This window comes from Hoeflea sp. (assembly GCF_039975035.1).
GTDB lineage: Bacteria > Pseudomonadota > Alphaproteobacteria > Rhizobiales > Rhizobiaceae > Hoeflea.
In genome coordinates this window covers 1-22,426 of sequence record NZ_JBDWHW010000237.1, presented here as the reverse complement: position 1 = coordinate 22,426, position 22,426 = coordinate 1, and the positions used below count along the sequence as shown (strand labels likewise).

Below are 22,426 nucleotides of genomic sequence, written 5' to 3'. Positions count from 1 at the left end.
AATACCGGGCTCTGCCGGATTCGTGTTTGGTTTGAACGCAAGAGCACGGAGAAGCTTGCGAGTGTGGCGGTTGCTATAGCGATAGCGCCAAATCCTAGAACAATCATTGCTCGGTTCCTGGTGACATCATTGTCATCGATGAGCAAAGTACTGCCAGAAGCAACTTGCGCGAAGCTTGCGCGAGCCAAAGTACAGATCTCACCCTGATTCAGCCATGACCAGGACCGAGTAGTGTGCAGTAGTCCCGCGACGCGCCAGCGTTTTATCGGCTCGACTCGAAGGCCTGCCGCCGCAGTGTGTATTATCCCAAACAATTGATTAACAACGACCCTCGAATGTTAACCTTCAGGCAAGGATTACCACGTAAAAATCGGCACACTCGTCGAATTGTGACTGATGCGGTCGTCAGTTTTAACAAAGGCATGAAGCCGCTTCGCCGTCCCGGAACAATCCGGATTCCTGAGATTTCATGAGCCAGCAGCGCTGCTGCAACTGTGTTCGGTCCGCTCGATGTGGCGGGCAGCTAAACGCACAGTCGTACAGTTGGATGCAAAGCCAGGTTCAAATATAAATGCGCGGCCAAAGGCCGCCGATTGGGGTCATCGCGTGGGGCACGTTCAAGCAAGGGTGAGGGATACAGCGGCAGCTGACGGCCTGCGCGCGCGGCTTGACCTGACCGCGTTCGATGCCGAAGGCCGCGAGCGCCTGCGCAGCATGCGGCCGATGATCGAGGCGGAAGCCAGGATCGCGCTGTCCGGTTTCTTCGAACGGTTGCAGAATACGCCCGAGATTGCCTCGCTGTTCACCTCCGCTCGTCAGATTGACCGGTTGGAAGAACTGGAAGTGGCGCATTGGTCAATCCTTTCCGATGGCCGTTTTGATGGTCTTTATGTGGACCGATCGGTCATTCTCGGTGAAGTTCGCCAGCGCATCGGACTTGATTCCGGCTGGTCGATCGGAGGCCATTCACTGGTGTTGGAGCGGGTCATCCGCCGCCTGGTTGAGGAAAGCCGCAGCGGTATTTTCGGAAGGTTTTCCGGAAAAGCCGAACGTAATCTGCTGGCGGACCGCCTGGTCGATGTCGTCAAGGCGGCGCTTATCGATATTGACATGCAGGTCTCGCACCGGATCAGCGAACAGGCCAGAACGCTGACCCGGCAGGGTCAGGAGGCAATTGCGCAGGAGCGCGAGCTTGTTGACGTCACTCTCGGCGCGGCGTTGGCCCAACTGGCTCAAGGTGACCTGTCGGTGCGCGTCGAACCTGAAAGCCTGGAACCGCACCGGCAAGCAGCGGAAAGTTTCAATCACGCGGTTGGCCGTCTCGAGCAACTGGTGGCGGGATCGGCCGCACGCCTGTCGGAAGCCGAACTGCTTGCCGTGCGGCTCAGCGACGATCTTGAATCTGTTCGCGCCGATATAGAGAGCTACGGCTCAGCTGTCGGCGGCGAACATGATTCGCTTGCCGCCGTTGCCGGCCGCATTCGTCTCACCGCGGAGACAGCCCGCAAGGCGGAGTCCCTCATCGCCGAGGCCCGTCAGAGCGCCGAGGCCGGCGACCGGGTGGTGGAAAACGCGATTGATGCGATGGCCGGCGTGGAGAAATCCGCCGAACAGATCGGCAAGGTCATTTCGGTGATTGATGAAATTGCCTTCCAGACCAATCTTCTCGCGCTCAATGCCGGCATCGAAGCCGCACGCGCCGGTGATGCAGGCCGTGGTTTCGCGGTCGTGGCCACCGAGGTTCGCGCCCTGGCGCAAAGATCCGCCGGTGCAGCCAATGAAATCAAGGAGCTCGTTTCCGATGCCAAGTCCCACGTCGGACGCGGCGTCGAGCTGGTCGACCAGACACGGTCTGCCATTTCCGGACTGGTCGAGCAGGTGGGCCGGATCTCCCAATCGGTGGCGGGTGTCGGCACGGAAGCGGAAAACGAAGCTGTACAGCTCACCGGCTCGGCCGCGACGCTCGGCCAGACCGCAGGCCTGATCGCATCGGGTGGCGCGCGCATTGCAGACATGGCGGAAACCGGCTCTGATCTGCAACTCGTGATCACCGAACTGGGCGAACAAATCAGGTTGCATCGGCAAGCCCAGCATGCCGGCTTCCAGAGCGTGGAACTGTCAGGCAGCAAGACTCCTGCGCACCCCACGCAAGACCGTGTAGCGCAGCGGAGGGCGGCGCGATGACAGGGTTTGAGATTCACAAGGTCGCAGCGAACAGCACAAGCCCATTCACAAGCGAGGATATCTGAAATGTCGTCCAAAGACGCAGCACCGAAAATACTGAAACTGCCCGAGGTCCTCGACCTCAATGCAGCTAACCGGTTGCATGAACAAGTGCTCGCGCACAAGGGCGAGGACATCGATATCGATGCAACGGAAGTTGACCGGGTTGGCGCTCAATGTGTTCAGGTCCTGCTGGCTGCCGCATTGAGCTGGCGTGCTGACGATCAGATCCTCAAGGTCAAGCAAGCTTCAGATGCATTCATCAAGACATTGCAATTGCTGGGAATTTCGGATGAAGCCCTGCTTCCAAAGGAGATACTTAAATGAAGAAGAAAGTTCTCACGGTCGATGACTCGCGAACCATCCGCAACATGCTGCTGATGACGCTGAACAATGCCGGTTTCGAGACGGTTCAGGCCGAAGACGGAATCGAAGGTCTTGAGGTGCTCGAAGAGTCCAATCCGGACGTCATTGTCACCGACATCAACATGCCGAGGCTTGACGGTTTCGGCTTCATTGAAGGCGTGCGCCAGAACGACCGCTTCCGGGCGATCCCGATTCTGGTGCTGACGACCGAAAGCGATGCGGAGAAGAAAAACCGCGCCCGCGAAGCCGGTGCGACGGGCTGGATCGTCAAGCCCTTCGATCCCTCCAAATTGATCGCAGCGATTGAGCGTGTAACCGCCTGACAGGACCTCTCCCATGGATATGAATGAAATCAAGGAGATCTTTTTCCAGGAATGCGAAGAACAACTCGCGGAACTGGAATCCGGTCTACTCCGAATCAATGACGGTGATAGCGACCCGGAAACGGTCAATGCAGTGTTTCGTGCAGTGCATTCGATCAAGGGTGGAGCGGGAGCCTTCGGACTCGATGACCTCGTTGCCTTCGCTCATGTGTTTGAGACAACACTTGATTGCGTTCGATCCAACAAGTTGCGGACATCTCCTGAATTGCTCAAGGTGATGCTCAAATCGGCCGATGTGCTTACCGACCTCACTGCCGCCTCCCGCGATGGCGGCAGTGTCGACGCAGCCCGCACCTCGGTTCTGGTCAAGGAGCTTGAAGCTTTCGCCAAGGGCACGCCCGTGCCGGCCGCTGCTCCTGCGCCGGAGCCGGTCAGGCAGGAAGCTCCTGTGACCGAAGTCGCCGCCGCCACCGATGAGAGCGGTTTCGAGCCGATTCCCTTCAGTTTCGATGAGTTTGATGTTGAAGCTGATGCGTCGGCCGACGGCGATGGCCGGTCTGTCTTTACAGTGCGCTTCAAGCCCCGGTCGGATCTTTACGCAAAGGGCAACGAAGCGGTTCTGCTGCTGCGCGACCTCGCCAAGGTCGGCGAACTTCAGGTTCGCTGTGAAACCGACGGCCTGCCTGCATTCGATCAGATGGATCCCGAAGGCGCTTTTCTCTCCTGGTTGATCCGGGTTGAAACCGACAGGGACGAGGAAGCCATCCGGCAGGTGTTCGAATTTGCCGAGTGGGATTGCTTGATCGAGATCACGCCTGGCGCCGATGAAGAGGCATTTTCCGCCCAGACGGTGTCGGGAGAGGACCAGCCGATGGCGCCGGTGCCGTTCGACCTGTCCATGCTCGATGATGCGCCGGTGGTTCCCGCCGAGACAGCCGCTGCTGCTCCGGTCGTCGACACGCCGGCCGCGCCCGCAGCCCAGGCTGCCGCAACCGGGGAAGCATCTCCGGTGGCGCCAAGTCTGCCGCGGGCTGAAAAGGCAATCGCTGCGGAAGCCGAAAAGAAGGAAGCCGTGGTGACTGCCGTTTCCGCCGCGCCCCAGACGATCCGTGTTGACCTTGACCGGGTTGACCGGCTCATCAACCTGGTTGGCGAATTGGTCATCAACCAGGCCATGCTGGCGCAAAGTGTGGTGGAAAACGAGTCCGGTGGCTCCTCGGCCATCAATCTCGGCCTTGAAGAACTGCAGCAGCTGACCCGGGAAATCCAGGACAGCGTCATGGCCATTCGCGCCCAGCCGGTCAAGCCGGTGTTCCAGCGGATGGGCCGCATCGTCCGTGAAATCGCCGACATGACCGGCAAGCAAGTTCGTCTGGTCACCGAAGGCGAAAACACCGAGGTCGACAAGACCGTGATCGACAAGATCGCCGAGCCGTTGACCCACATGATCCGCAACGCGGTGGATCACGGGCTGGAAACGCCCGAGAAGCGGACGGGTCTTGGCAAGAATGCCGAAGGCGTGCTGCGTCTGTCGGCCAAGCATCGTTCCGGCCGCATTGTCATCGAGATCGCCGATGACGGCGCCGGCATCAATCGCGAACGCGTTCGCGCCAAGGCAATCGAGAACGGATTGATCGCGCCGGATGCAAATCTGAGCGATGAAGAAGTCGACAACCTGATCTTCCATCCCGGGTTTTCAACCGCCGACAAGATCTCGGATATTTCAGGCCGCGGGGTCGGCATGGATGTGGTCAAACGCTCGATCCAGGCACTGGGAGGCCGGATTTCGATCACCTCCAAGCCTGGCAAGGGTTCCGTTTTCACCATGAGCCTGCCGCTCACCCTTGCCGTTCTCGACGGCATGGTGGTCACTGTCGCCAACCAGACCCTGGTGGTGCCGCTTACCGCCATCGTCGAAACCTTGCAGCCGGAGAAGAGTGACATTCACTCCTTTGGACCGACGCAGCGGCTTATCGCGATCCGCGATACCTTCTGTCCCTTGGTCGATGTCGGGCATATTCTCAATTTCCGCCCCGACCTCGCCAATCCGATCGATGGCGTCGCGCTTCTCGTCGAATCCGAAGGCGGCGGTCAGCGCGCGCTCATGGTCGATGCGATCCAGGGCCAGCGGCAGGTTGTCATCAAGAGCCTGGAAGCCAATTACACCAATGTTCCAGGCATCGCCGCGGCAACCATTCTCGGCGACGGCAGGGTGGCGTTGATCCTTGACGTCGACGCGGTGGTCACCGCCTCCCGCGGTCATGCGCTCAGCTCCGAAATGATGCTCTCGGCGACCGGCTAGGAAAGGAACGGGTTGTGCGGATTTCGGGCAGCGACACATGCGAATTGATAGCATTCACGATCGGCGAGCAGGAGTTCTGCGTCGAGGTCATGGCCGTGCGGGAAATTCGCGGATGGACGCCAGCAACGCCCCTGCCGCATTCGCCGGATTATGTCTGCGGCATGATCAATCTGCGCGGTGTGGTTCTGCCGGTCATGGATATGTCCTTGAGACTGGGAATGGCAGCAACCGTTCCCTCTCCGCGCCATGTCATCATCGTCATTCATGTCGCAGGCCAGCTTATCGGCTTGCTGGTCGATGCGGTCTCCGACATCGTGACGGTTTCCAGCGGCGAGATCCAGCCGGCGCCGGACGTCAGCAAGGAAATGGACCGGGACTTCATCCTGGGCATCATCCCGATCGAAGGTCGGATGGTTTGCCTCATACAACTTAACGCCCTTTTCGGGGCCATTGAAAGCGAGGCCGCATGAGCGCCGCAGCAATATTACAGTCGGGTCGCCCGGATGAATGCCTCGTAAACGGGGAATACCCGCTCACGCGCAAGGATCTCTCCGAGATCGCCACAATGATCTATTCGGACGCAGGGATCGCGCTCAACGAGACCAAGGCGTCGCTGGTCTATTCGCGTCTTTCCAAGCGGCTGCGCCAGATCGGACTGGCGAGTTTCAAGGACTATTGTGCGCTGGTCAGTTCATCCGGCGGCGCTGCCGAACGCCGAGAGATGCTGAGTTTTCTGACCACGAACTTCACCCGGTTCTTCCGTGAGAACCACCATTTCGAACATCTTCGCAACGAAGTGTTGCCGGGCCTTCTGGCCCGCGCCAAGGCCGGTGGCCGGGTTAGGATTTGGTCGGCGGGATGTTCGGACGGGCAGGAGCCCTACTCGATAGCGCTGACGGTGCTGGGCATGGCGCCGAACGCGGCAACCATGGATATCCGCATTCTGGCCACCGATATCGATCCCAAGATCATCGCCCAGGCCAAGGCCGGGATCTATGACAGCCAGTCGATTGAAACCGTCGATGCCGCCATGCGCAAGCAATGGTTCACGCAAACGCCCGAGAAGCGGTGGCAGGTGAGTGATCAGGTCAAGCAGCTGATCTCTTTCCGTGAACTCAATCTGATGGCGCAGTGGCCGTTTCGCGGTCCTTTCGACGTGATCTTCTGCCGCAACGTAGTGATCTATTTTGACGAGCAAACGCAGGCGAAGATCTGGGTCCGGTATGCGGACCTGCTGCCGCCGGGCGGGCATCTCTACATCGGTCACTCTGAGCGTCTTTCCGGAGAAGGCAAAGATCGCTTCGACAATACCGCCATTACAACCTATCGCATCAAGGGGAGAATCTGACGATGATGACCGCACAAGCGCGCGTACTTGTGGTCGATGATTCGCCTACCATGCGCGGTCTGATCAAGGCTGTACTTCGAAGTGACCCGGGCATTGAGGTCGTCGGCGAGGCCGGGGATGCCCTGGAAGCCCGCAACGCCATCAAGCAACTCAATCCGGACGTGATCACACTCGATGTCGAAATGCCGAACATGAATGGCATCGAGTTCCTCGACAAGATCATGAAGCTCAGGCCAATGCCGGTCATCATGGTTTCGACGTTGACCCACCGTGGCGCGGAAGCATCGCTGGCCGCGCTGGAACTCGGCGCCTTTGATTGCGTCGGCAAACCCTTGCCGGGCGATCCTTCACCGTTCGCGCGGCTTGCGGAAACGGTCAAGGCCGCCGCGCGTTCCCAGCGCCATCGCCCCGATCCGGCGACGGGCGCGCATCACGAGGCGAACGCGCCAGCTTGTGCAGCGCCAAGCGATTATCAGCCGTCGCGCAAGATCATCGCCATCGGTGCCTCCACCGGTGGCGTCGAAGCGCTGATTTCGGTCCTGACCAGGTTCCCGGCCAACTGTCCGCCAACCGTCATTACCCAGCATATGCCTGCAACCTTCACCAAGAGCTTCGCCGAACGGCTCGACCGCCTTTGCGCGGCGAAGGTCAAGGAAGTCGAGGATGGCGACCGGCTGGAAATCGGGCGAATCTATCTGGCTCCCGGTGGTGCTCACCACATGGAAGTCTCCAATGCGCAGGCGCCCAGGTGCATTCTCACCGATGGCGACCCGGTCAACGGACACCGGCCATCGGTGGATGTTCTGTTCAATTCCGTTGCCAGCCTTGCTGGCGCGAAAGCGGTCGGCGTCATTCTCACCGGCATGGGCCGTGATGGCGCCGCCGGCCTGCTCAAGATGCGCCAGGCCGGCGCTACGACCATTGGTCAGAATGAGAAAACCTGCGTGGTCTATGGAATGCCGCGGGTGGCTCATGAGATCGGCGCGGTCGGAGTCCAGTTGCCGCTTAATCTGATTGGGGAGGAAATCCTCAAATCCACAACAACAACCTCTCGCAAAGATAGGGTCGCATGATGTCCATTGCACAAAAGATAAAGGTTCTCATCGTTGATGATCAGGTGACCAGCCGGCTGCTGCTCGGCGACGCGCTTCAGCAGCTTGGTTTCACCCAGATCACGGTCGCCGGTGATGGCGAACAAGGCGCCAAGATCATGAGCCAGCAACCTCACCACCTGGTCATTTCGGACTTCAATATGCCGAAAATGGATGGCCTCGGGTTGCTTCAGGCGGTGCGCACCAACCCTGCAACCAAGCGGGCGGCGTTCATCATGCTGACCGCTCAGGGCGACCGGGCACTGGTGCAAAAAGCCGCGGCGCTTGGCGCAAACAATGTTCTTGCCAAGCCGTTCACCATTGAAAAGATGAGAGCGGCCATTGAGGCGGTGTTTGGGGCGCTGAAGTGACAGCTGAGGTTCAGTTTCGCAGAATTCACGTCATTCAGGGTGAGTACAAGGTTTCCGATGACCCTGATGTGGTGTTGTCGACCATTCTGGGTTCCTGCATCGCGGCCTGCATGCGCGATCCGGTTGCCGGAGTGGGCGGCATCAATCACTTCCTGCTGCCGGGCCAGAGCAATGGATCGGGCGGCGAAGCGACCAGATACGGCGTTCATCTGATGGAGTTGCTGATCAACGGTCTCTTGAAGAAGGGCGCCCGGCGCGAGCGCCTGGAAGCCAAGATCATCGGCGGCGCCAAGACGATTTCGGGCTTTTCCAATGTCGGAGAAAAGAACGCCGAATTCGCGCACCAGTTTCTCAGCGATGAGGGCATTCGCATCGTCAGCAGCAACACCGGCGGAGAGGTCGGACGCAAGCTGGAGTACTTCCCCGTCAGTGGTCGCGCCCGCCAGTACCCGCTGTCCGGAGCGGAGACTCAGAAAACCGTGGCCCTTGAAACAGCGCCGCCCAGAATTGTTGTATCGAAGCCGGCGGACACGTCGATCGAGTTTTTCTAAGGAGTTCGTCATGACCAAATCGCCCATGGATACCGGCGGTAACCTTCACGAACCCTTGAACGAGGTGATGGGGCGCATAAGTTCGGAACTGGTCGATGTGGCCGAGTTGATAGAACGGCTCGAGCCGCTTCTGTCCAATGACCGCTCCACCGAATTTCTTGCGTCTCCCGATCATATGCGCGTGATGCAGGGCATTGATCTTGCGGTTCAGAAAGCCCGCGGCCTGGCCGGCTTTATCGACAGCATTGGCGAACGGCTCGATTGCGAACACCTCATCGATATTACCACGGCGCTGAACCTGATCACCTTGGAAGACATGAAACGGCGCCTGAAAGCCTCGATTCATGCCGCTCCGTCCGCCGATGTCTACCAGAAGGCCTCGGGGGATCTCGATTTCTTCTGAGACCCGCGCCTATCGGGCATGCCGCCTGAACCCAGGCTTCCCCAGCGCATCAGGGCGCTTCTGAAAACTCAATAGATTCGATTTCGGGTTGGACCAGTCGTGGCACGGCTGGCGCTGACCATTTTCGCGCAAGTTTCGCCGCCTAGGGTGATCTGACCGGTCATCCTGGCCGACTTTACCTATTGAACGCGGATACAGAATGAGTCTGTTGAACCAGCTTTCACAAATCACCAAGAATCTGGCTGGCCTGGGTCAGGCGAAACTGATGGCTCTCGGAGTGGTCGGCGTCATGGCCGTCATCCTGATCATCAGTTCGGCGATTTTTCTCAACAAGCCAACGCGCGAGACGCTCTATATCGGGCTATCGGGCGAGGACATCAATCAGATCAGTCTGGTTCTGGCGGAATCGAATATCGATTTCGCCACCGGTACCGACGGGACATCCGTTACCGTGCCTGCCGGCATGACCGGCCGGGCGCGCATGCTGCTTGCCGAACGCGGACTGCCCTCCTCGAACACCGCCGGTTATGAGCTGTTCGATCAGGTAGGGTCGCTCGGTCTGACCAGCTTCATGCAGGAAATCACCCGCGTACGTGCGCTTGAGGGCGAAATCGCCCGCACCGTTCAGTCCATCAACGGCATATCGGCGGCGCGGGTTCACATCGTCATGGCCGATCGCGGCAATTTCAGGCGCGGAGACCAGCGGCCGTCTGCATCGGTAATGGTGCGAACCGGCAACAATCTTCAACCACGGACTGCTGATTCGATCCGGCATCTGGTAGCCGCATCGGTGCCGGGCCTGAATGTCGACGAAGTCACCGTGCTCGATGCCACGGGAAAATTGCTGGCCGCGGGCGACGATTTCTCAAATTCGAACCTCAACAGGTCGCTTTCAATCGTCCAGCTGGTTCAAAATGAAGTCGAGGCCAATATCGAAAAGGCGTTGGCGCCATTTCTCGGAATTGAAAACTTCCGGGCCAGCGTCAATGCCAAGGTCAACACCGACACCCAGCAGATCCAGGAAACGGTCTACGATCCGGAATCCCGGGTTGAGCGTTCCATTCGCGTGACGCGGGAAAACCAGACGTCCAACCAGTCTTCGACCGATGCACCCGCGACTGTTCAGCAGAACATTCCCGATCAGAACCCGACCAGCGCCGGCGCTGCCGGTCCGCAATCCAGCGAACTGGCGGAACGCAAGGAAGAGCAGACCAATTTCGAGATCAACTCGAAAACCGTGTCAACCGTGCGCAACAGCTACACCGTTGAAGGGCTGTCGATCGCCGTGGTGGTCAACAAGGACCGGATCAATGCGATGCTTGGCGGCACGCCCACACCTGAACAAACCACTGCCTACATGGCTGAGCTGGAGCAGATTGTTGCCACAGCCTCGGGCGTGGATGCCGATCGTGGCGATCGCGCCACCGTAACCATGATGGAATTCCTGGCGAGCGAGTTGCTGGTCGACAATGCCACCCAGCCCGGCTTCGCTGAGATCCTGAAGACACAGCTCGGCACCATCATCAACGCCATCGCCTTTATCACTGTGGCTGTCCTGCTCATCCTTTTCGGCTTCCGGCCTCTGCTGCGCAACAACAAAATGCTTGCCGGCGGCGCTGCCGAGTTTGGTGAAGACGGCATGGATGATGGTCTGGAACTGCCCGACTTCTCACCGGCTGCGCTTGGCGGTTCGAACGCCATGCCAATGGAAGGCTTCGGCGCGGACTTCGGCTTCGGCGAGGAAAGCGAGTCAGAACTGGCCATGGAAGATTCGGGCTCCTTCAACCGCCGCGTCAAGGAAGGTCCGGAACGGCGTCTCGCCCGCATGGTCGAGATAAACGAAGAGCGTGCGGCAAAAATCCTTCGTAGCTGGGCCTCCAGCGAAGCAGCCTGAACCGAGGCCTCCTGACGCCCCCCAGACACAGCCCTCCCGATTCCGGTGTCCACATCAGACAAGGGGGAGGGCTGGCGCCCCTCCTGAAGCGCAAATGGCCGATTGGCAGTGCGAACAACGATTCCGTGGTTTTCGAATCGCTTCAGGCGCAACGTGGCCTGTAAAGTCCCAGATAATGGCTATATGTTTTTAGGGTTCACTGCGTCACACTGACACAAATCATGGATTGATTCGCTGACTCGCCAAGCGGGGTGACGATGGCGGAGGCGTGATTTCAGGGTGCATCTGGCACCGGCTTGATGGCCGGTTCATGCTCCCTGGAGTTCGTGTTGTTCTTTGCGGGAGCGTAATGAATAGCGCGCTCAACGACGAGGAAAGGGGGGCGGATGATTGCGCGTGGTGCGTTTATCCAGGATCTGGAAACCAAAGAGAGCTGCGGTCATATAACCGGTGGCATGGATCTGGTCAGCGCTTATGCAGGAGCTCGGTGTTATCTGTTGGCGCGCACGGATCTCTACCAGGACAGGCACCATGATTTCATCGTGACTTCGAACTGGCCATTCGATCTGGTCCGCACCTTTGGCGCGACACTTGTCGATACTCAAGCGCGAACCAGCGAAATCCGTCGCTGTCTTCAGGCTTTCGAACCCTCATTTCAGGACATTGACCGGTCTGTCGGGTTGCCCGATGAATTTTCGCAGCGTGTGTGTCTGATACCTTACAATGCCGGGCATGCGCGGATGGTGCTGGCCTTGCTGTTCAGCAAGGATGCATTCCTTTCGCATGACCGTCTGCGCGACGTCGCCCTTGCCGCAGCTTACTACACCTCGCGTTTTCCCGAGGTGGTCTCCACCAACGATACACTTTCTGATTTGACAGACCGTGAAGTGGAATGTCTCTCCTGGATAGGGGAAGGCAAGACCAGCGACGAAATCGCCCTTATCATCGGAATATCACGCAACACCGTGAACAACTATATCACCAGTATAATGAACAAAACTGGAGCAAAAACACGATCAGAAGCCGTTGCATTTGCTGTTCGCCAGCGGATCATATGAAAATGGAGTCGTCTTGATGGCATACGGAACACCCCAAGGTATCCAATCCACTCAAGAGCGGACCCGGCAGCTTTCTCAGGATGGCGCGGGCGGGCGGGCCGGTTCCACCGCCGATCTGTTTCCCAAGCTTGTCATCATGCAGCGGCTTTGCGCTGGCAACGCTTTCGCTTTGCTGGCCGCACAGGCCCAGACACTGCTTACTCCCGGTCGGCTTGAGTGCCGGATGCAAAGTCCGGGCAGCGAATCTATGGTGAACAGACTGCTGGAGGAGCAATCGGAGTTCCTGCTCTCGCATCTGGCTTTGTCGCCGCGGCCGGTGATGTTTACTCCGCAAGAAGCCCATACCGATGAAGTGCCACCCAGTCTGACGGTCCAGGTCGCCGATGGTGCCGGGGTCAATCTTGCCTTCCCCGCCCAGCTTGGCTCCATGGGCAATGGGTATGTGATTTTCTTCTCGGTGCGCGCAGCGATAGACAATGATCTGCTGATCGATCTGCACCGCAAATCCCTTTCGGTCATGCGCGAAAAGCTCAGATTGGGTTTCGGAGGGGCATCCCAGACCGATAAACTCAACGAGCGCGAAATCGAGTGCCTGCAACTCGTCGGCAATGGCATGAAAAGCGAGGCGATTGGCGAGCGGCTCAATCTTTCGGTTCACACTGTCAATGCCTATCTGGGTTCGGCGACCACGAAGCTTAACGCCGTCAACCGGATTCAGGCGATCGCCAAGGCAATCCGTCTCGGCGTCATCGCCTGATTCAATTTGGCAATTCGGTCAGGCCGGGGGGCGGGCAATCTGAATTGCCGGCACGAACGGCCGGAATGCCGCAGCCCGCAGGCTTGTCGCCAGAAGCATGGTGTTTTGGTGCGGATCGTCGTGGGGATTGTCAAAGGCGATATGGTTGATCTCGACCCCGCCAAAGTCATGCTCCAGGGTCAGACGCGCATAGATCGTCACCCCCCGTGGCCGGATTTCCAGATCAAGCACCACCTGCGGCCGTCCGTCCCAATCCAGAATATAGTCGCCGCCGATGACGAGTTTTATCGTTCCAGGCAGGAAAAACATCTCCGCTGCCGAAGCAACCAGATCCTTGAGGTCGCCATGGCGCTCAAAGCGCAACATGGAAATCAGGTCGGCAACGTCAATCAGCCGTAATTCCGTGGCGACCGGGCAGATCGCATCCGCGACAAATTTTTCCCATTCGGCCGAGTAAGGAGACTGTTTCATGAAAGCACGCCCGCAGAATTGGATTTTGGTTTGACCGAGTAAATCCGGTGCACCAGCTCAGCCACAGCCTTGTAGAACACCGCCGGAATGAAATTATCCACCGAGACTTGTGCAAACATGGAGCGTGCCAATGGCGGGTCTTCGAAAACCGGAATCCCATGGGCTTCTGCGACTTCGCGAATTTTCAATGCAATCAGGTCCTGGCCTTTTGCAATGACAACCGGCGCCCCGCCTTCTTCGCGGACATAGCGAAGCGCAACCGCATAATGGGTAGGGTTGGCAATCACCAGGGTGGCGCGTGGCACCTCGGCGATCATCCTGCGACGGGCGCGGTCCCGCGCCAGAGATCGCTGGCGCGCCTTGAGGATGGGATCGCCATCCGATTGCTTCAGTTCGTCCTTGATGTCCTGTTTGCTCATCTTCAGGTCGGCATGCCAGCTGTACCTGGTCCAGAGCAGGTCCAGAATCGCCAGCGTCGCGGTGCAGATCAGCACGACCACGATGACCTTGCCTGCCAGGCGCGCCATGTCGGGGGCAATCAGCGTCGGGTCCATGAACATCAGATCCAGGGCCTGAAAGAATTCCCCTTTCATCACCGTTGCGACGATCGCCGACACGATCACGATCTTGGACAGTGACTTTGCGAATTCCACCATGCCCTTGGCGCCATAGATCCGGCCAAAGCCCTTGGCGGGCGAGATCCGTTCAAGTTTGGGCTGCACCCGGTTGAGCACCGGGCTGGGCATGTTCTGCAGCACCGACGCGGCAATGCCGAAGCCGATCAGCAGCGCAAAGGCAGGCAGCAGGACGCCGCTGGCCTCAAAAAACAGTGCCTGAAACAATGCCAGCGCATCGCCACCGGTATCGAGCTGCCACCCGTCCGATTGTTCAAACAGATCCCGCAAGGTTTCAACGAATCGGCCGGCGCGGCTAGGTAGAAAGAAAACCAGAAAAATCAGCATTGCCAGAATCGAGGCAAAAATCGGGACTTCCCGGCTGAAGGGAACATTGCCCTTGTCCACCGCATCCCTGATCTTTTTCTCTGTAGGCTCTTCTGTTTTGCTGTCTTTGTCTTCGCCGTCAGCCATGTCAGCTCAGGCTCACGCAGCCTGGGCTTCGGCCGGGGCCACCGCGTTCTCGTCGCGCAGTGTCAATTGGTCGAGACCCGCCAGCCGTATAGCTTCCTGAGCGATGGTGCGACGCGCAACAGCGATTTCCCGCGTGGTGGCGTTTCCATCGCCGGCGGCGAGATCGGATTCGATCATTCTGCGCTGACGCGCGCCGATTGCCGAAAGCAGAGCTTCGCGCAGGGTGTTGTCGGCGCCGCGCAAGGCTGTTGTGATGATGTCGCCCGAGATGTCGTTGAGAAGGGTAACGCGGCTGCGTTGCGGCATCAGCATGATGTCATCAAACAGGAAGATGCGCGGACGTACCTTCTCAACAGCGGATTTGGATACCGTTTCGAGTGCGCCCAGCAAGGATTCCACATCCGGCTTGGACAGTTCGTTCATGATCTCGGCGACCTTGACCGATCCGGTATTGGCTCTTTCGGCCTCCATCTCGGCCACAAGTTCCCTGACCCGGGCCTCGATGATCTGCGCTGCGCGCGGATTGACTTCCTTCAGCTCGACCGCGCGCCGGACAATATCGACGCGGGCTTCCTCCGGCAAACGCATCAGCGTTTTTCCGGCAAACCCTGTCGGCAGCATCGAGACGATATAGGCGGCGGTTTGCGGGTGCTCGTTTTGCAAAAAACGGCCGACCCGGTCAGGATCTGAATCCTGCAACCTGTCCCAGACTGATGTTTCGTACCCTTCAAATTGGGTGCGACGCCCCAGAAGGCCATCCACTTCGTCGGGTGTAAGTCCTTCCTCAAGAATGCCTTCCATTACCTTGGCATTGTCCATCAGGCCGGTACCCTCGCTGAACAGGTCCTCGAATTCGTTGACCAGTTCGACGAGTTCCTGCGGCTTGATGGTGCGCAGGTTCTGAGCATTCTTGATGATTTCCTGCAGTTCCTCGTATTCGAAGAATTTCAGCAATTTGCCGGCTACAGGTTTCCCCATGGCCAGCAGCACGGCCGCCGCCTTCTCCGAAGGAGTAAGGGTGCCTGCGGCCTCTGCGTTTCCAGGATCGAACTCACCATATGTTGCCATGTCAGCTGGACTTCTTCCGTGCTTCGCCAATGACTTCAATAATGCGAACTGCAAACCGGGTCTCGTCGGAATCGAGAACCGTGATTTCGCCGCGCCCGATCAGCTTGCCGTTGACCATGATCTCGACGGGTTCGCCGATCTTGCGGTCCAGCGCGATGGTCGCGCCCTCCGACAGGTTCATCAGCGACGAAACCGCCATGCGGCTTGAACCGAGTATGATCTGAACATCAATCGGAATGCCAAGGACAAGGTCCATGCGGCTGACCGCGCCGCTTGCGCCGGTCTTGACGTTTTCCGGAGTATCCGGCGCTCCGCCGAAATCATGACCCATGTCCGCCTTGGCGGCGAAATCGTCGCCGAAAGACGCGCCGCCCATGCCGGGCATGCCAATATCATCGACATCCACCGTATCACCGATGTTGAATGGGTCGTTGTCTTCTGCCGCGGTCTCGCCGTCAGCGAAGTCCGCGCCAAAATCAGAACCAAAGGCCGCCGAGCCACCCATGCCATCCACGCTTTCATCAGTGAGAACCGGCTCCTCGCCGGCGTCTTTCTTCAATACTCCACGAAGGCCATCGATGGCTCCGTCGATGGCGCCGTCATCTTGCGCCATTGGATCAGTTTCCCCATCAAGTGCATTTTCGCCCGCCATGAATCCTTATCCCGTTTGAAGCTTGCCCGGAGCCTGCCATGCGGCGTCCAGGTTCGCGTTCATGTAAAATCAGTTTTCCAGTTTTCGTCAGGTCCGGCCTGTTTCTCGACCTTGACCATGTAGCGTGTGCCCGCCCGTCCGAGCGCGCAGGTATAAAGCGGCTTGCCATTTGCGGTCAGAGTAACCTCGATGTCGCCATTTTCCGCAAAGGCAATCAGATCGCCCGGCTGCAAGCGACTGATGTCTCCAAGCGGCAGCGGCGCCAGCGCCACCGCGGCCTGAAGGCTGATTGGCGACTGTGAAACCCGGTCGCTCAGCCGTTCGGCCCATTCCTCTGCATTCGCGTCGGCCTGTTTGCCCTTCGCCAGCGCCGTGATCTTTGTCTTGAGCAGAACTGCCTGGGGCAGGATCAGGGTCAGCGGCGCAACCACGGCACCGAAGCCGATATTGAGCGTGATGGCGGCGGCGTGGAAATCCGGAACTGGATCATCGATGGCTTCCGGCAACTCCAGTTGCGGTTTGGCCACGCTCGCCTTGGCTTTCGGATCGGCGGACACCAATTCGCGCAGACTGTCATTGAGCTGCTCGAAGACCACCAGCGACATGTCGAGTTCGATTCCGGACAACGGCCGGGACGCGATTTTGAGCTGATCGGGATCGGAGCCGCCAAGCAGGCATTCAACCAGACCGATGATCAGTTTGGTCCCGCACAGGCTTGCTATTTCTTTTGACCAGTCGGCGATGGAGGCTTCGCAATAGACCGTGTCGGCCTTCAGAGCCGCAAGCAGTTCCCGCCGCCGGCCTTGCCGGATGTCCCCGGGCCGGGCTTCAACCTCCACACCCGTGGCTTTTTCGAACACGGTTGCGAACATCGGCGCAAGCGCATTCATCAGGGTTTGGCATTTCGCGTCGATGGCCGCGGCGCTGCCTTTGGCCCCGGTCATCAGGTCGAGCAGTTGCGGATCGAAGTCCGTCGGGGTTCTTGCCAGGTCGTGCGTGGTTGCGGTGTTCATCGCATCAGGCCGCTTTCGCGTCGCCGCCGCCAGGGTTCATCATCTCCTGCTCGACGGCGTCGATCGAGGGGCGCTCGTAAGACGAGATCGTCTTGCGTCCGTGCTCCAGCGCAACCTGGGGAACCGACCCGTTCATGTAGGCAAGCAGGGTCTGCTTGACGATGGTGTAAAGCCGGTTCTGTTTGTTCCGCACAATTTTGATATTGGTGGCGATTGGACCGACGAGACAGTAGGACAGGAAGATCCCCAGCATCGTGCCCACCAGAGCCGCACCGATCAGACCGCCGAGAATGGCCGGCGATTCATTGATTGCCCCCATCGCCTTGATAACGCCGAGAACGGCGGCGATGATCCCGATCGCGGGTAAGGCATCGCTCAATGTGCTCATGGCATTATAGGGCTTGAGACTGTCGGTCGCGATTGTCTCGATTTCCTCGTCCATCAGAGCCTCGATCTCATGTGGACGGGCGTTGCCGATAATGATCAGCCGCACATAGTCGCAAATAAACGATGTGAGCTCCCTGTTTTTCAAAACAGTGGGAGCTGACTGGAAAAGTTCTGATTCCTCGGGATTGTCGATGTGGCTTTCGATCTCGTTGCGGCTTTTGGTGCGCAGGTCGCGCATCAGTGAATAGAGAATGCTCAGCGTATCGAGATAGTCGCGCTCCTTGGGAACCTTGTTCTTGAAGGCCTCGCCCAGGGCTTTCATCGTGTCCTTGATGGTCTTGACAGGGTTGGCCATGATGAAGCCGCCAACGCCGGCGCCGCCGATGATCAGGAGCTCGAAGGGCTGGTTGAGCACCTCGACATGCCCGCCCATCGCCATGAAGCCGCCGAGAATACACCCCAGGGTGACGACAAAGCCAATAATCATATTCATGACGAACCACCGCGGAAATTACTATGCAGAGCGAGTGGTACGGCTCGAGCCTTGTGTGAAGCTGAATCTGTCCGTCGGTTTCATGGTCTGTCCCCAACCTACAGTTTCGCGCAAGCAAGGTGGCCTAATCCGGAACAAGCATGCGGGCAATTGCGCCATGTCGCGATCACGCGATGCGTCCTGATGGATCGGAAAGGGTACACCCGGTGACAACAACTTACACCAGCTACAACCTGATCGCACGGGATCTTCCGCGCTCGCTCGAACGGATTGCCAGCCAGCCGGAGGTCGCCCGGGAAAGCGAATATTACCTTTCCCGGATATCCGAGATCAAATCCATCGACGAATTCATGGCGGACACGCGTGTGTTCAACTACGCCATGAAGGCCCATGGCCTTGAAGACATGAATTACGCCAAGGCGTTCATGCGCAAGGTGCTGACCGAAGGTGTCGAGAACGAGGATGCCTTCGCCAACCAGCTTGCCGATTCCAAATACAAGGAATTCGCCGAAACCTATAATTTCGCCACCCATGGTGAAACCGCTACCATCTTCACCAAGGCGCAGCAGGGCACGGTCGACAAATATCACCGGATGTCGCTGGAAGAAGAAGCTGGCGATGACAACACCGGGGTGCGTCTGGCGCTGTATTTTCAGCGCACCGCGCCTGAAATCAGTTCTGCCTACACCATCCTTGCAGACAGCGCGCTTTATCAGGTCATGCAAACGGCGCTCGGCCTGTCCGCCGATCTTGCCGGAACCGACATTGACCGCCAGGCTGACATGATCAACGCCCGCATCGACATCGAGGACTTCAAGGATCCGGAAAAGCTCGACACGTTCATGCAGCGGTTCACGGCGCTCTGGGAGCTCGACAACCCCTCCTTCAGTTCCGTTGATTCGAGCCTGCTGCTAAGTTCGTCTTCCGGCTTCGGCATCAGTCCGGACCTGATGCTCACCATCAACAATCTCAAACTCGGAGGCCACTGATGCAGGGTTCGCTCTATGTTGCCATTTCATCGCAGATTGCGCTTGAGCGTCGCCTGACCACGCTGGCCGACAATGTCGCCAACGCCAACACAACCGGCTTCCGGGCCACCGAGGTCAAGTTCAATGAAGTCCTCGCCGACACCGGTGTCGCCGATGTGTCCTTTGTCAATCAAGGCAATGAATTTCTCAATACATCGAACGGCGGCTTGAAGGCCACCGGCAACCAGCTTGATTTCGCCATTCGCGGTGATGCCTGGTTCATGATTGAAACGCCAACCGGCAACATGCTGACCCGAGATGGCCGCTTTTCTCTCACCGACACGGGGCAGCTGGTCAATATCAACGGCTATCCGGTTCTCGATCCGGGCGAGGCGCCGATCCAGCTTGATCCGGCGGGTTCGCCGCCGAAAGCCGGGCGCGATGGCGGCCTGACCCAGGATGACACCAGGCTCGGCGCCGTTGGTCTGTTTCAGGCTGATCTGACGCAGGGTTTTCACCGCAAGGCATCGCTTGGCATCGTGCCTAATGTTCCGCCCGAACCTCTGATTGACACCGCCAGCGCCGGTCTGTTGCAGGGCTATACCGAGGAATCAAACGTCAATCCGGTTTCGGAAATGAGCCACCTCATCATGGTATCGCGTGCATTCGAAAACGCATCGGCGATGATGAGTGCGACCGAAGATGTCTTCAAGGAAGCCATCAGGACCCTTGGAAGCGGCAGGTGAAAGCCGTGCATGGCAATTTGGAAAATGACCGTTTTGCTGTTGTGGAGTCCGAGCGATGAGCGGTCGCCAGGGCCTTGCCAGGCTCGCTGAAAACATACGTGAATTCGCCAAACCCGAGGGCGGTTGCGATATTTCGGGCACCGTCACCTCCGTAGCACCCGGACGTTGCGTCATTGCAGGTTTGTCGCGCCATGTCCGGATCGGAGAGCTTCTGGCCTTTCGCCATGGTGATGCGGTCAAACTGGCCGAGGTGGTCAACCTCGGACCTGATGAACTGGTTGCCTGCCCGGTGGATGGCGCAGCGCAAGCCGCGATCGGCGAACGCGTCTGGCGCCGCGGCGCATTTCGCATTTCACCGGACAAGGGATGGTGCGGACGCACGATCAACTCGCTGGGTGAACCTGTTGACGGGCTTGGGCCGTTGCCGCAGGGCCTGGTGTCACGGGCTGTCACCGGAGCCCCGCCTGCATCGATGTTGCGCCAGAGGATCGACACCCCGTTGCGGACCGGCATCAGGGTTGTCGATGTGTTCACCCCGATTTGCCAGGGCCAGCGGCTCGGCGTCTTCGCCGGGTCGGGTGTCGGAAAATCAACTTTGCTGTCGATGTTTGCCAAGGCCGCCGATTTTGACCGGGCGGTGGTCGCCCTCGTCGGCGAGCGCGGTCGCGAAGTCCGGGAATTCATCGAGGATACGCTTGGCCCGAACATGGCCAAGACCGTCGCCGTGGTCGCCACCAGCGACGAGAGCCCGATGCAGCGCAAACTGGCGCCGTTGACCGCGATGGCTGTAGCCGAACATTTCCGCGATGCCGGTGAGAATGTGCTCCTGATCGTCGACAGTCTGACGCGCTTTGCCCATGCATTGCGGGAAATAGGCATGGCGGCGGGCGAACCTCCGGTCGCTCGCGGTTATCCGGCCTCGGTTTTTACCGCGTTGCCTGGTCTGCTCGAACGTGCCGGACCGGGTCCGGAAGGGGCGGGCGCCATTACCGCGATTGTCTCCATTCTGGTCGATGGTGACAATCACAATGATCCCGTAGCCGATTCCGCCAGAGGCATTCTTGATGGTCACCTTGTGCTCGACCGGGCGCTTGCCGACGAAGGGCGTTACCCGCCGGTCAATCCATTGACATCGATCTCGCGCCTTGCCCGCAAGGCGTGGCGAGGTGATGAGGAAAAACTGGTGATGCGTCTGAAGGCGCTTATTCATCGTTACGAGGAAACCCGGGATCTGCGACTGATCGGCGGATACCGGGCGGGATCGGATGCCGAACTCGACATGGCGATCAAGCAGGCCCCGGTCATCTACGAGGTGTTGCGCCAGACACCTGAACAACAGCCAAGCGCCGACGCATTCGCCGAGTTGGCTGAAGCAATGAAGGCCGCGGCCGGCATTCCCGCCGCGTCGTCAGCCAAGGAAAGGACCAGACAGTGACGGATATGATGGATCTTGACGATGAAATGCCAGGTCCTGTCGCCAAACCCAAGCGCTCGGGTGATCGCGTCTTCGTGGCTGCTGGTTTCATCCTGGCCACGGCGGCGGCGTTTTTCCCATGGTATGTCTTTTTCCATCAGGAGAGCTTCGGAATAGCTCCCATGGGCTACACCGACACAAGGGACCTGCCGGAAACCCCGGGCCGCTCGGTTGTCAATGTTTCGCCGCTTGCCATTCCCGATGAAGACGATGGATCGGTCGCACCCTCGGTTTTTGACCCGATTGTCACCGCCACTGTTCCCAATCCCGGCGACAAGGCCAGCAACGCTTCCGCCGCGCTGGATGAAGTTCCAACCCAGGCGTTTCCCGGCAAGCCGCAGTACCGACTGCTGCATGTCGCCAACGGCCGCGCGCTGATAGAGGACAGGTCGGGAATGTATATTGTCCGTATCGGCTCGGTTCTGCCCGACAATTCCCGTCTCGCCACACTTGAGCAGCGTGATGGAAAATGGGTGATCGTCACCTCGAATGGCGAAGTGGTTCAAAACTGATCGCCGAGATCGGGCCATCGTCCTGGATATGGCCCGTCGACCCTGGTTCAGACCATGGTCCGCATTTCGTAAGGCACGCACAAGATTGATCGCCTAGCTTCCGAACTTGCACAGGACGGAGACTTGTCATGCAGCCGATCCAGCTTTTCGAACTGACGTCCAAACAGGCGCATTGGCTTACAGTGCGCCAGAGCGTCGTTGCCGGAAACATAGCAAATGCCAACACGCCAGGGTACGCGACACGTGAAGTCGCGGCCTTTGACGCGGTCCTTCAGGAGACCGGGACGCGGATGGCCGCGACCCAGCCTGGTCATATCCGGGAGGACCCGATGCGCGGTTCGGTCAGCAGCCGTGACAGCCGGGATATTGAAGTCCAGCCGTCCGGAAATTCCGTCAATCTGCCTGACGAAATGAGCAAGACAGGGGAAATCAAACGCATGTACGAGCTCAATACCGGCATGGTGAAAGCCTTTCACCGGATGATGCTTCTGACGGTGAGGCGCTAATGGTTGTCGATCCGCTTTCGCTGGCTTCGCGCATCGCCTCATCCGGTCTGGATGTCCAGGAAACCCGTATGCGCATTCTGTCGGAAAACCTGGCAAATGCCCAGTCAACCGGCGACACGCCCGGTGCGGATGCCTATCGCCGCAAGACCATAAGCTTTTCCTGGGAGCTCGACCGTTCCCTTGGCGCCTCGGAGGCCAAAGTCAGCAGGGTCGACGTTGATCCGAGTGATTTCACCATCGAATACGATCCGGGAAATCCCGCCGCTGACGACAAGGGCATGGTCAAGCTGCCTAACGTGAACATGCTGATTGAGCTCGCCGACATGCGCGAGGCCAACCGGTCTTATGAAGCCAATCTTCA

The 22,426-nt window shown here is 58.8% G+C and carries 25 protein-coding genes; 19 read left to right on the top strand and 6 right to left on the bottom strand.

From position 1 onward, the window contains the following. The first annotated feature begins 606 nt into the window (after positions 1-606). The 13 genes from ABJN75_RS20975 to ABJN75_RS20915 all read left to right on the top strand — a co-directional run bounded on the left by ABJN75_RS20975 (position 607) and on the right by ABJN75_RS20915 (position 12,687). Positions 607-2,184 carry a globin-coupled sensor protein gene (locus ABJN75_RS20975; RefSeq protein ID WP_348441552.1) on the top strand — a complete coding sequence of 526 codons (1,578 nt, stop codon included), beginning with the start codon at positions 607-609 and terminating at the stop codon, positions 2,182-2,184. Between the two features lie 66 nt (positions 2,185-2,250). After that, the gene (locus ABJN75_RS20970; RefSeq protein ID WP_348441551.1) at positions 2,251-2,550 is read left to right on the top strand and encodes an STAS domain-containing protein; all 300 of its coding nucleotides are present in this window, start codon (positions 2,251-2,253) and stop codon (positions 2,548-2,550) included. Next, positions 2,547-2,912 carry a response regulator gene (locus ABJN75_RS20965; protein WP_348441550.1) on the top strand — a complete coding sequence of 122 codons (366 nt, stop codon included), beginning with the start codon at positions 2,547-2,549 and terminating at the stop codon, positions 2,910-2,912. Before ABJN75_RS20970 ends, ABJN75_RS20965 begins: the two co-directional genes overlap by 4 nt. Before the next feature lie 13 nt (positions 2,913-2,925). Further along, complete coding sequence (locus ABJN75_RS20960) at positions 2,926-5,214, top strand: chemotaxis protein CheA (protein ID WP_348441549.1); 2,289 nt, start codon at positions 2,926-2,928, stop codon at positions 5,212-5,214. A 14-nt stretch (positions 5,215-5,228) separates the two neighbouring features. Continuing rightward, positions 5,229-5,684 (top strand): chemotaxis protein CheW, encoded by a 456-nt coding sequence (locus ABJN75_RS20955; protein WP_348441548.1) that lies wholly within the window; start codon positions 5,229-5,231, stop codon positions 5,682-5,684. Then, positions 5,681-6,562: a protein-glutamate O-methyltransferase gene (locus tag ABJN75_RS20950; RefSeq protein WP_348441547.1), complete on the top strand. Its 882-nt coding sequence runs from the start codon at positions 5,681-5,683 to the stop codon at positions 6,560-6,562. The genes ABJN75_RS20955 and ABJN75_RS20950 overlap by 4 nt, the downstream gene beginning before the upstream one ends. A 5-nt stretch (positions 6,563-6,567) precedes the next feature. Next, positions 6,568-7,635: a chemotaxis response regulator protein-glutamate methylesterase gene (locus ABJN75_RS20945; protein WP_348441567.1), complete on the top strand. Its 1,068-nt coding sequence runs from the start codon at positions 6,568-6,570 to the stop codon at positions 7,633-7,635. After that, positions 7,635-8,024 (top strand): response regulator, encoded by a 390-nt coding sequence (locus ABJN75_RS20940; RefSeq protein WP_348441566.1) that lies wholly within the window; start codon positions 7,635-7,637, stop codon positions 8,022-8,024. The genes ABJN75_RS20945 and ABJN75_RS20940 overlap by 1 nt, the downstream gene beginning before the upstream one ends. Next, a complete protein-coding gene (cheD, locus tag ABJN75_RS20935) occupies positions 8,021-8,575 on the top strand; it encodes a chemoreceptor glutamine deamidase CheD (RefSeq protein WP_348441546.1) in 555 nt (184 codons plus the stop codon). The genes ABJN75_RS20940 and cheD overlap by 4 nt, the downstream gene beginning before the upstream one ends. A gap of 10 nt (positions 8,576-8,585) precedes the next feature. Then, complete coding sequence (locus ABJN75_RS20930; protein WP_348441545.1) at positions 8,586-8,978, top strand: hypothetical protein; 393 nt, start codon at positions 8,586-8,588, stop codon at positions 8,976-8,978. A gap of 199 nt (positions 8,979-9,177) precedes the next feature. Then, complete coding sequence (gene fliF / locus ABJN75_RS20925; RefSeq protein ID WP_348441544.1) at positions 9,178-10,872, top strand: flagellar basal-body MS-ring/collar protein FliF; 1,695 nt, start codon at positions 9,178-9,180, stop codon at positions 10,870-10,872. A gap of 386 nt (positions 10,873-11,258) precedes the next feature. Continuing rightward, positions 11,259-11,930, top strand: a complete 672-nt coding sequence (locus tag ABJN75_RS20920; protein ID WP_348441543.1) for a helix-turn-helix transcriptional regulator — start codon at positions 11,259-11,261, stop codon at positions 11,928-11,930. A gap of 16 nt (positions 11,931-11,946) precedes the next feature. Beyond that, positions 11,947-12,687, top strand: coding sequence for a helix-turn-helix transcriptional regulator (locus ABJN75_RS20915; RefSeq protein WP_348441542.1), 741 nt, complete (start codon positions 11,947-11,949; stop codon positions 12,685-12,687). Positions 12,688-12,705: 18 nt separating this feature from the next. Here the strand turns inward: ABJN75_RS20915 and ABJN75_RS20910 are convergent, their stop codons facing one another. From ABJN75_RS20910 to motA, 6 genes are all read right to left on the bottom strand, one after another. Then, positions 12,706-13,158, bottom strand: coding sequence for a hypothetical protein (locus ABJN75_RS20910; protein ID WP_348441541.1), 453 nt, complete (start codon positions 13,156-13,158; stop codon positions 12,706-12,708). Further along, positions 13,155-14,246 (bottom strand): flagellar biosynthesis protein FlhB, encoded by a 1,092-nt coding sequence (gene flhB, locus ABJN75_RS20905; RefSeq protein ID WP_348441540.1) that lies wholly within the window; start codon positions 14,244-14,246, stop codon positions 13,155-13,157. The genes ABJN75_RS20910 and flhB overlap by 4 nt, the downstream gene beginning before the upstream one ends. A 12-nt stretch (positions 14,247-14,258) precedes the next feature. Continuing rightward, complete coding sequence (locus tag ABJN75_RS20900; RefSeq protein WP_348441539.1) at positions 14,259-15,314, bottom strand: flagellar motor switch protein FliG; 1,056 nt, start codon at positions 15,312-15,314, stop codon at positions 14,259-14,261. 1 nt (position 15,315) lies between these two features. Continuing rightward, positions 15,316-15,927: a flagellar motor switch protein FliN gene (gene fliN / locus ABJN75_RS20895; RefSeq protein WP_348441537.1), complete on the bottom strand. Its 612-nt coding sequence runs from the start codon at positions 15,925-15,927 to the stop codon at positions 15,316-15,318. 98 nt (positions 15,928-16,025) lie between these two features. Beyond that, entirely contained in the window at positions 16,026-16,979 is a 954-nt protein-coding gene (locus ABJN75_RS20890) for a FliM/FliN family flagellar motor switch protein (RefSeq protein ID WP_348441536.1), read from the bottom strand. 4 nt (positions 16,980-16,983) lie between these two features. Beyond that, complete coding sequence (gene motA / locus ABJN75_RS20885; RefSeq protein WP_348441535.1) at positions 16,984-17,859, bottom strand: flagellar motor stator protein MotA; 876 nt, start codon at positions 17,857-17,859, stop codon at positions 16,984-16,986. A 206-nt stretch (positions 17,860-18,065) separates the two neighbouring features. On the opposite strand from motA, the gene ABJN75_RS20880 reads away from it, so the two are divergent. The 6 genes from ABJN75_RS20880 to flgC all read left to right on the top strand — a co-directional run. Further along, positions 18,066-18,848 carry a DUF1217 domain-containing protein gene (locus ABJN75_RS20880; RefSeq protein ID WP_348441534.1) on the top strand — a complete coding sequence of 261 codons (783 nt, stop codon included), beginning with the start codon at positions 18,066-18,068 and terminating at the stop codon, positions 18,846-18,848. Beyond that, positions 18,848-19,573 (top strand): flagellar basal-body rod protein FlgF, encoded by a 726-nt coding sequence (gene flgF, locus ABJN75_RS20875; protein WP_348441533.1) that lies wholly within the window; start codon positions 18,848-18,850, stop codon positions 19,571-19,573. The genes ABJN75_RS20880 and flgF overlap by 1 nt, the downstream gene beginning before the upstream one ends. A 55-nt stretch (positions 19,574-19,628) precedes the next feature. Continuing rightward, positions 19,629-21,008 carry a flagellar protein export ATPase FliI gene (gene fliI / locus ABJN75_RS20870; protein WP_348441531.1) on the top strand — a complete coding sequence of 460 codons (1,380 nt, stop codon included), beginning with the start codon at positions 19,629-19,631 and terminating at the stop codon, positions 21,006-21,008. Positions 21,009-21,013: 5 nt separating this feature from the next. Then, positions 21,014-21,559, top strand: a complete 546-nt coding sequence (locus tag ABJN75_RS20865; RefSeq protein WP_348441564.1) for a flagellar protein — start codon at positions 21,014-21,016, stop codon at positions 21,557-21,559. Positions 21,560-21,687: 128 nt separating this feature from the next. Further along, complete coding sequence (gene flgB / locus ABJN75_RS20860; protein ID WP_348441530.1) at positions 21,688-22,065, top strand: flagellar basal body rod protein FlgB; 378 nt, start codon at positions 21,688-21,690, stop codon at positions 22,063-22,065. Beyond that, positions 22,065-22,426: flagellar basal body rod protein FlgC (flgC, locus tag ABJN75_RS20855; protein WP_348441529.1), on the top strand; the 362-nt coding region annotated here is incomplete at its 3' end. The genes flgB and flgC, both read left to right, overlap by 1 nt.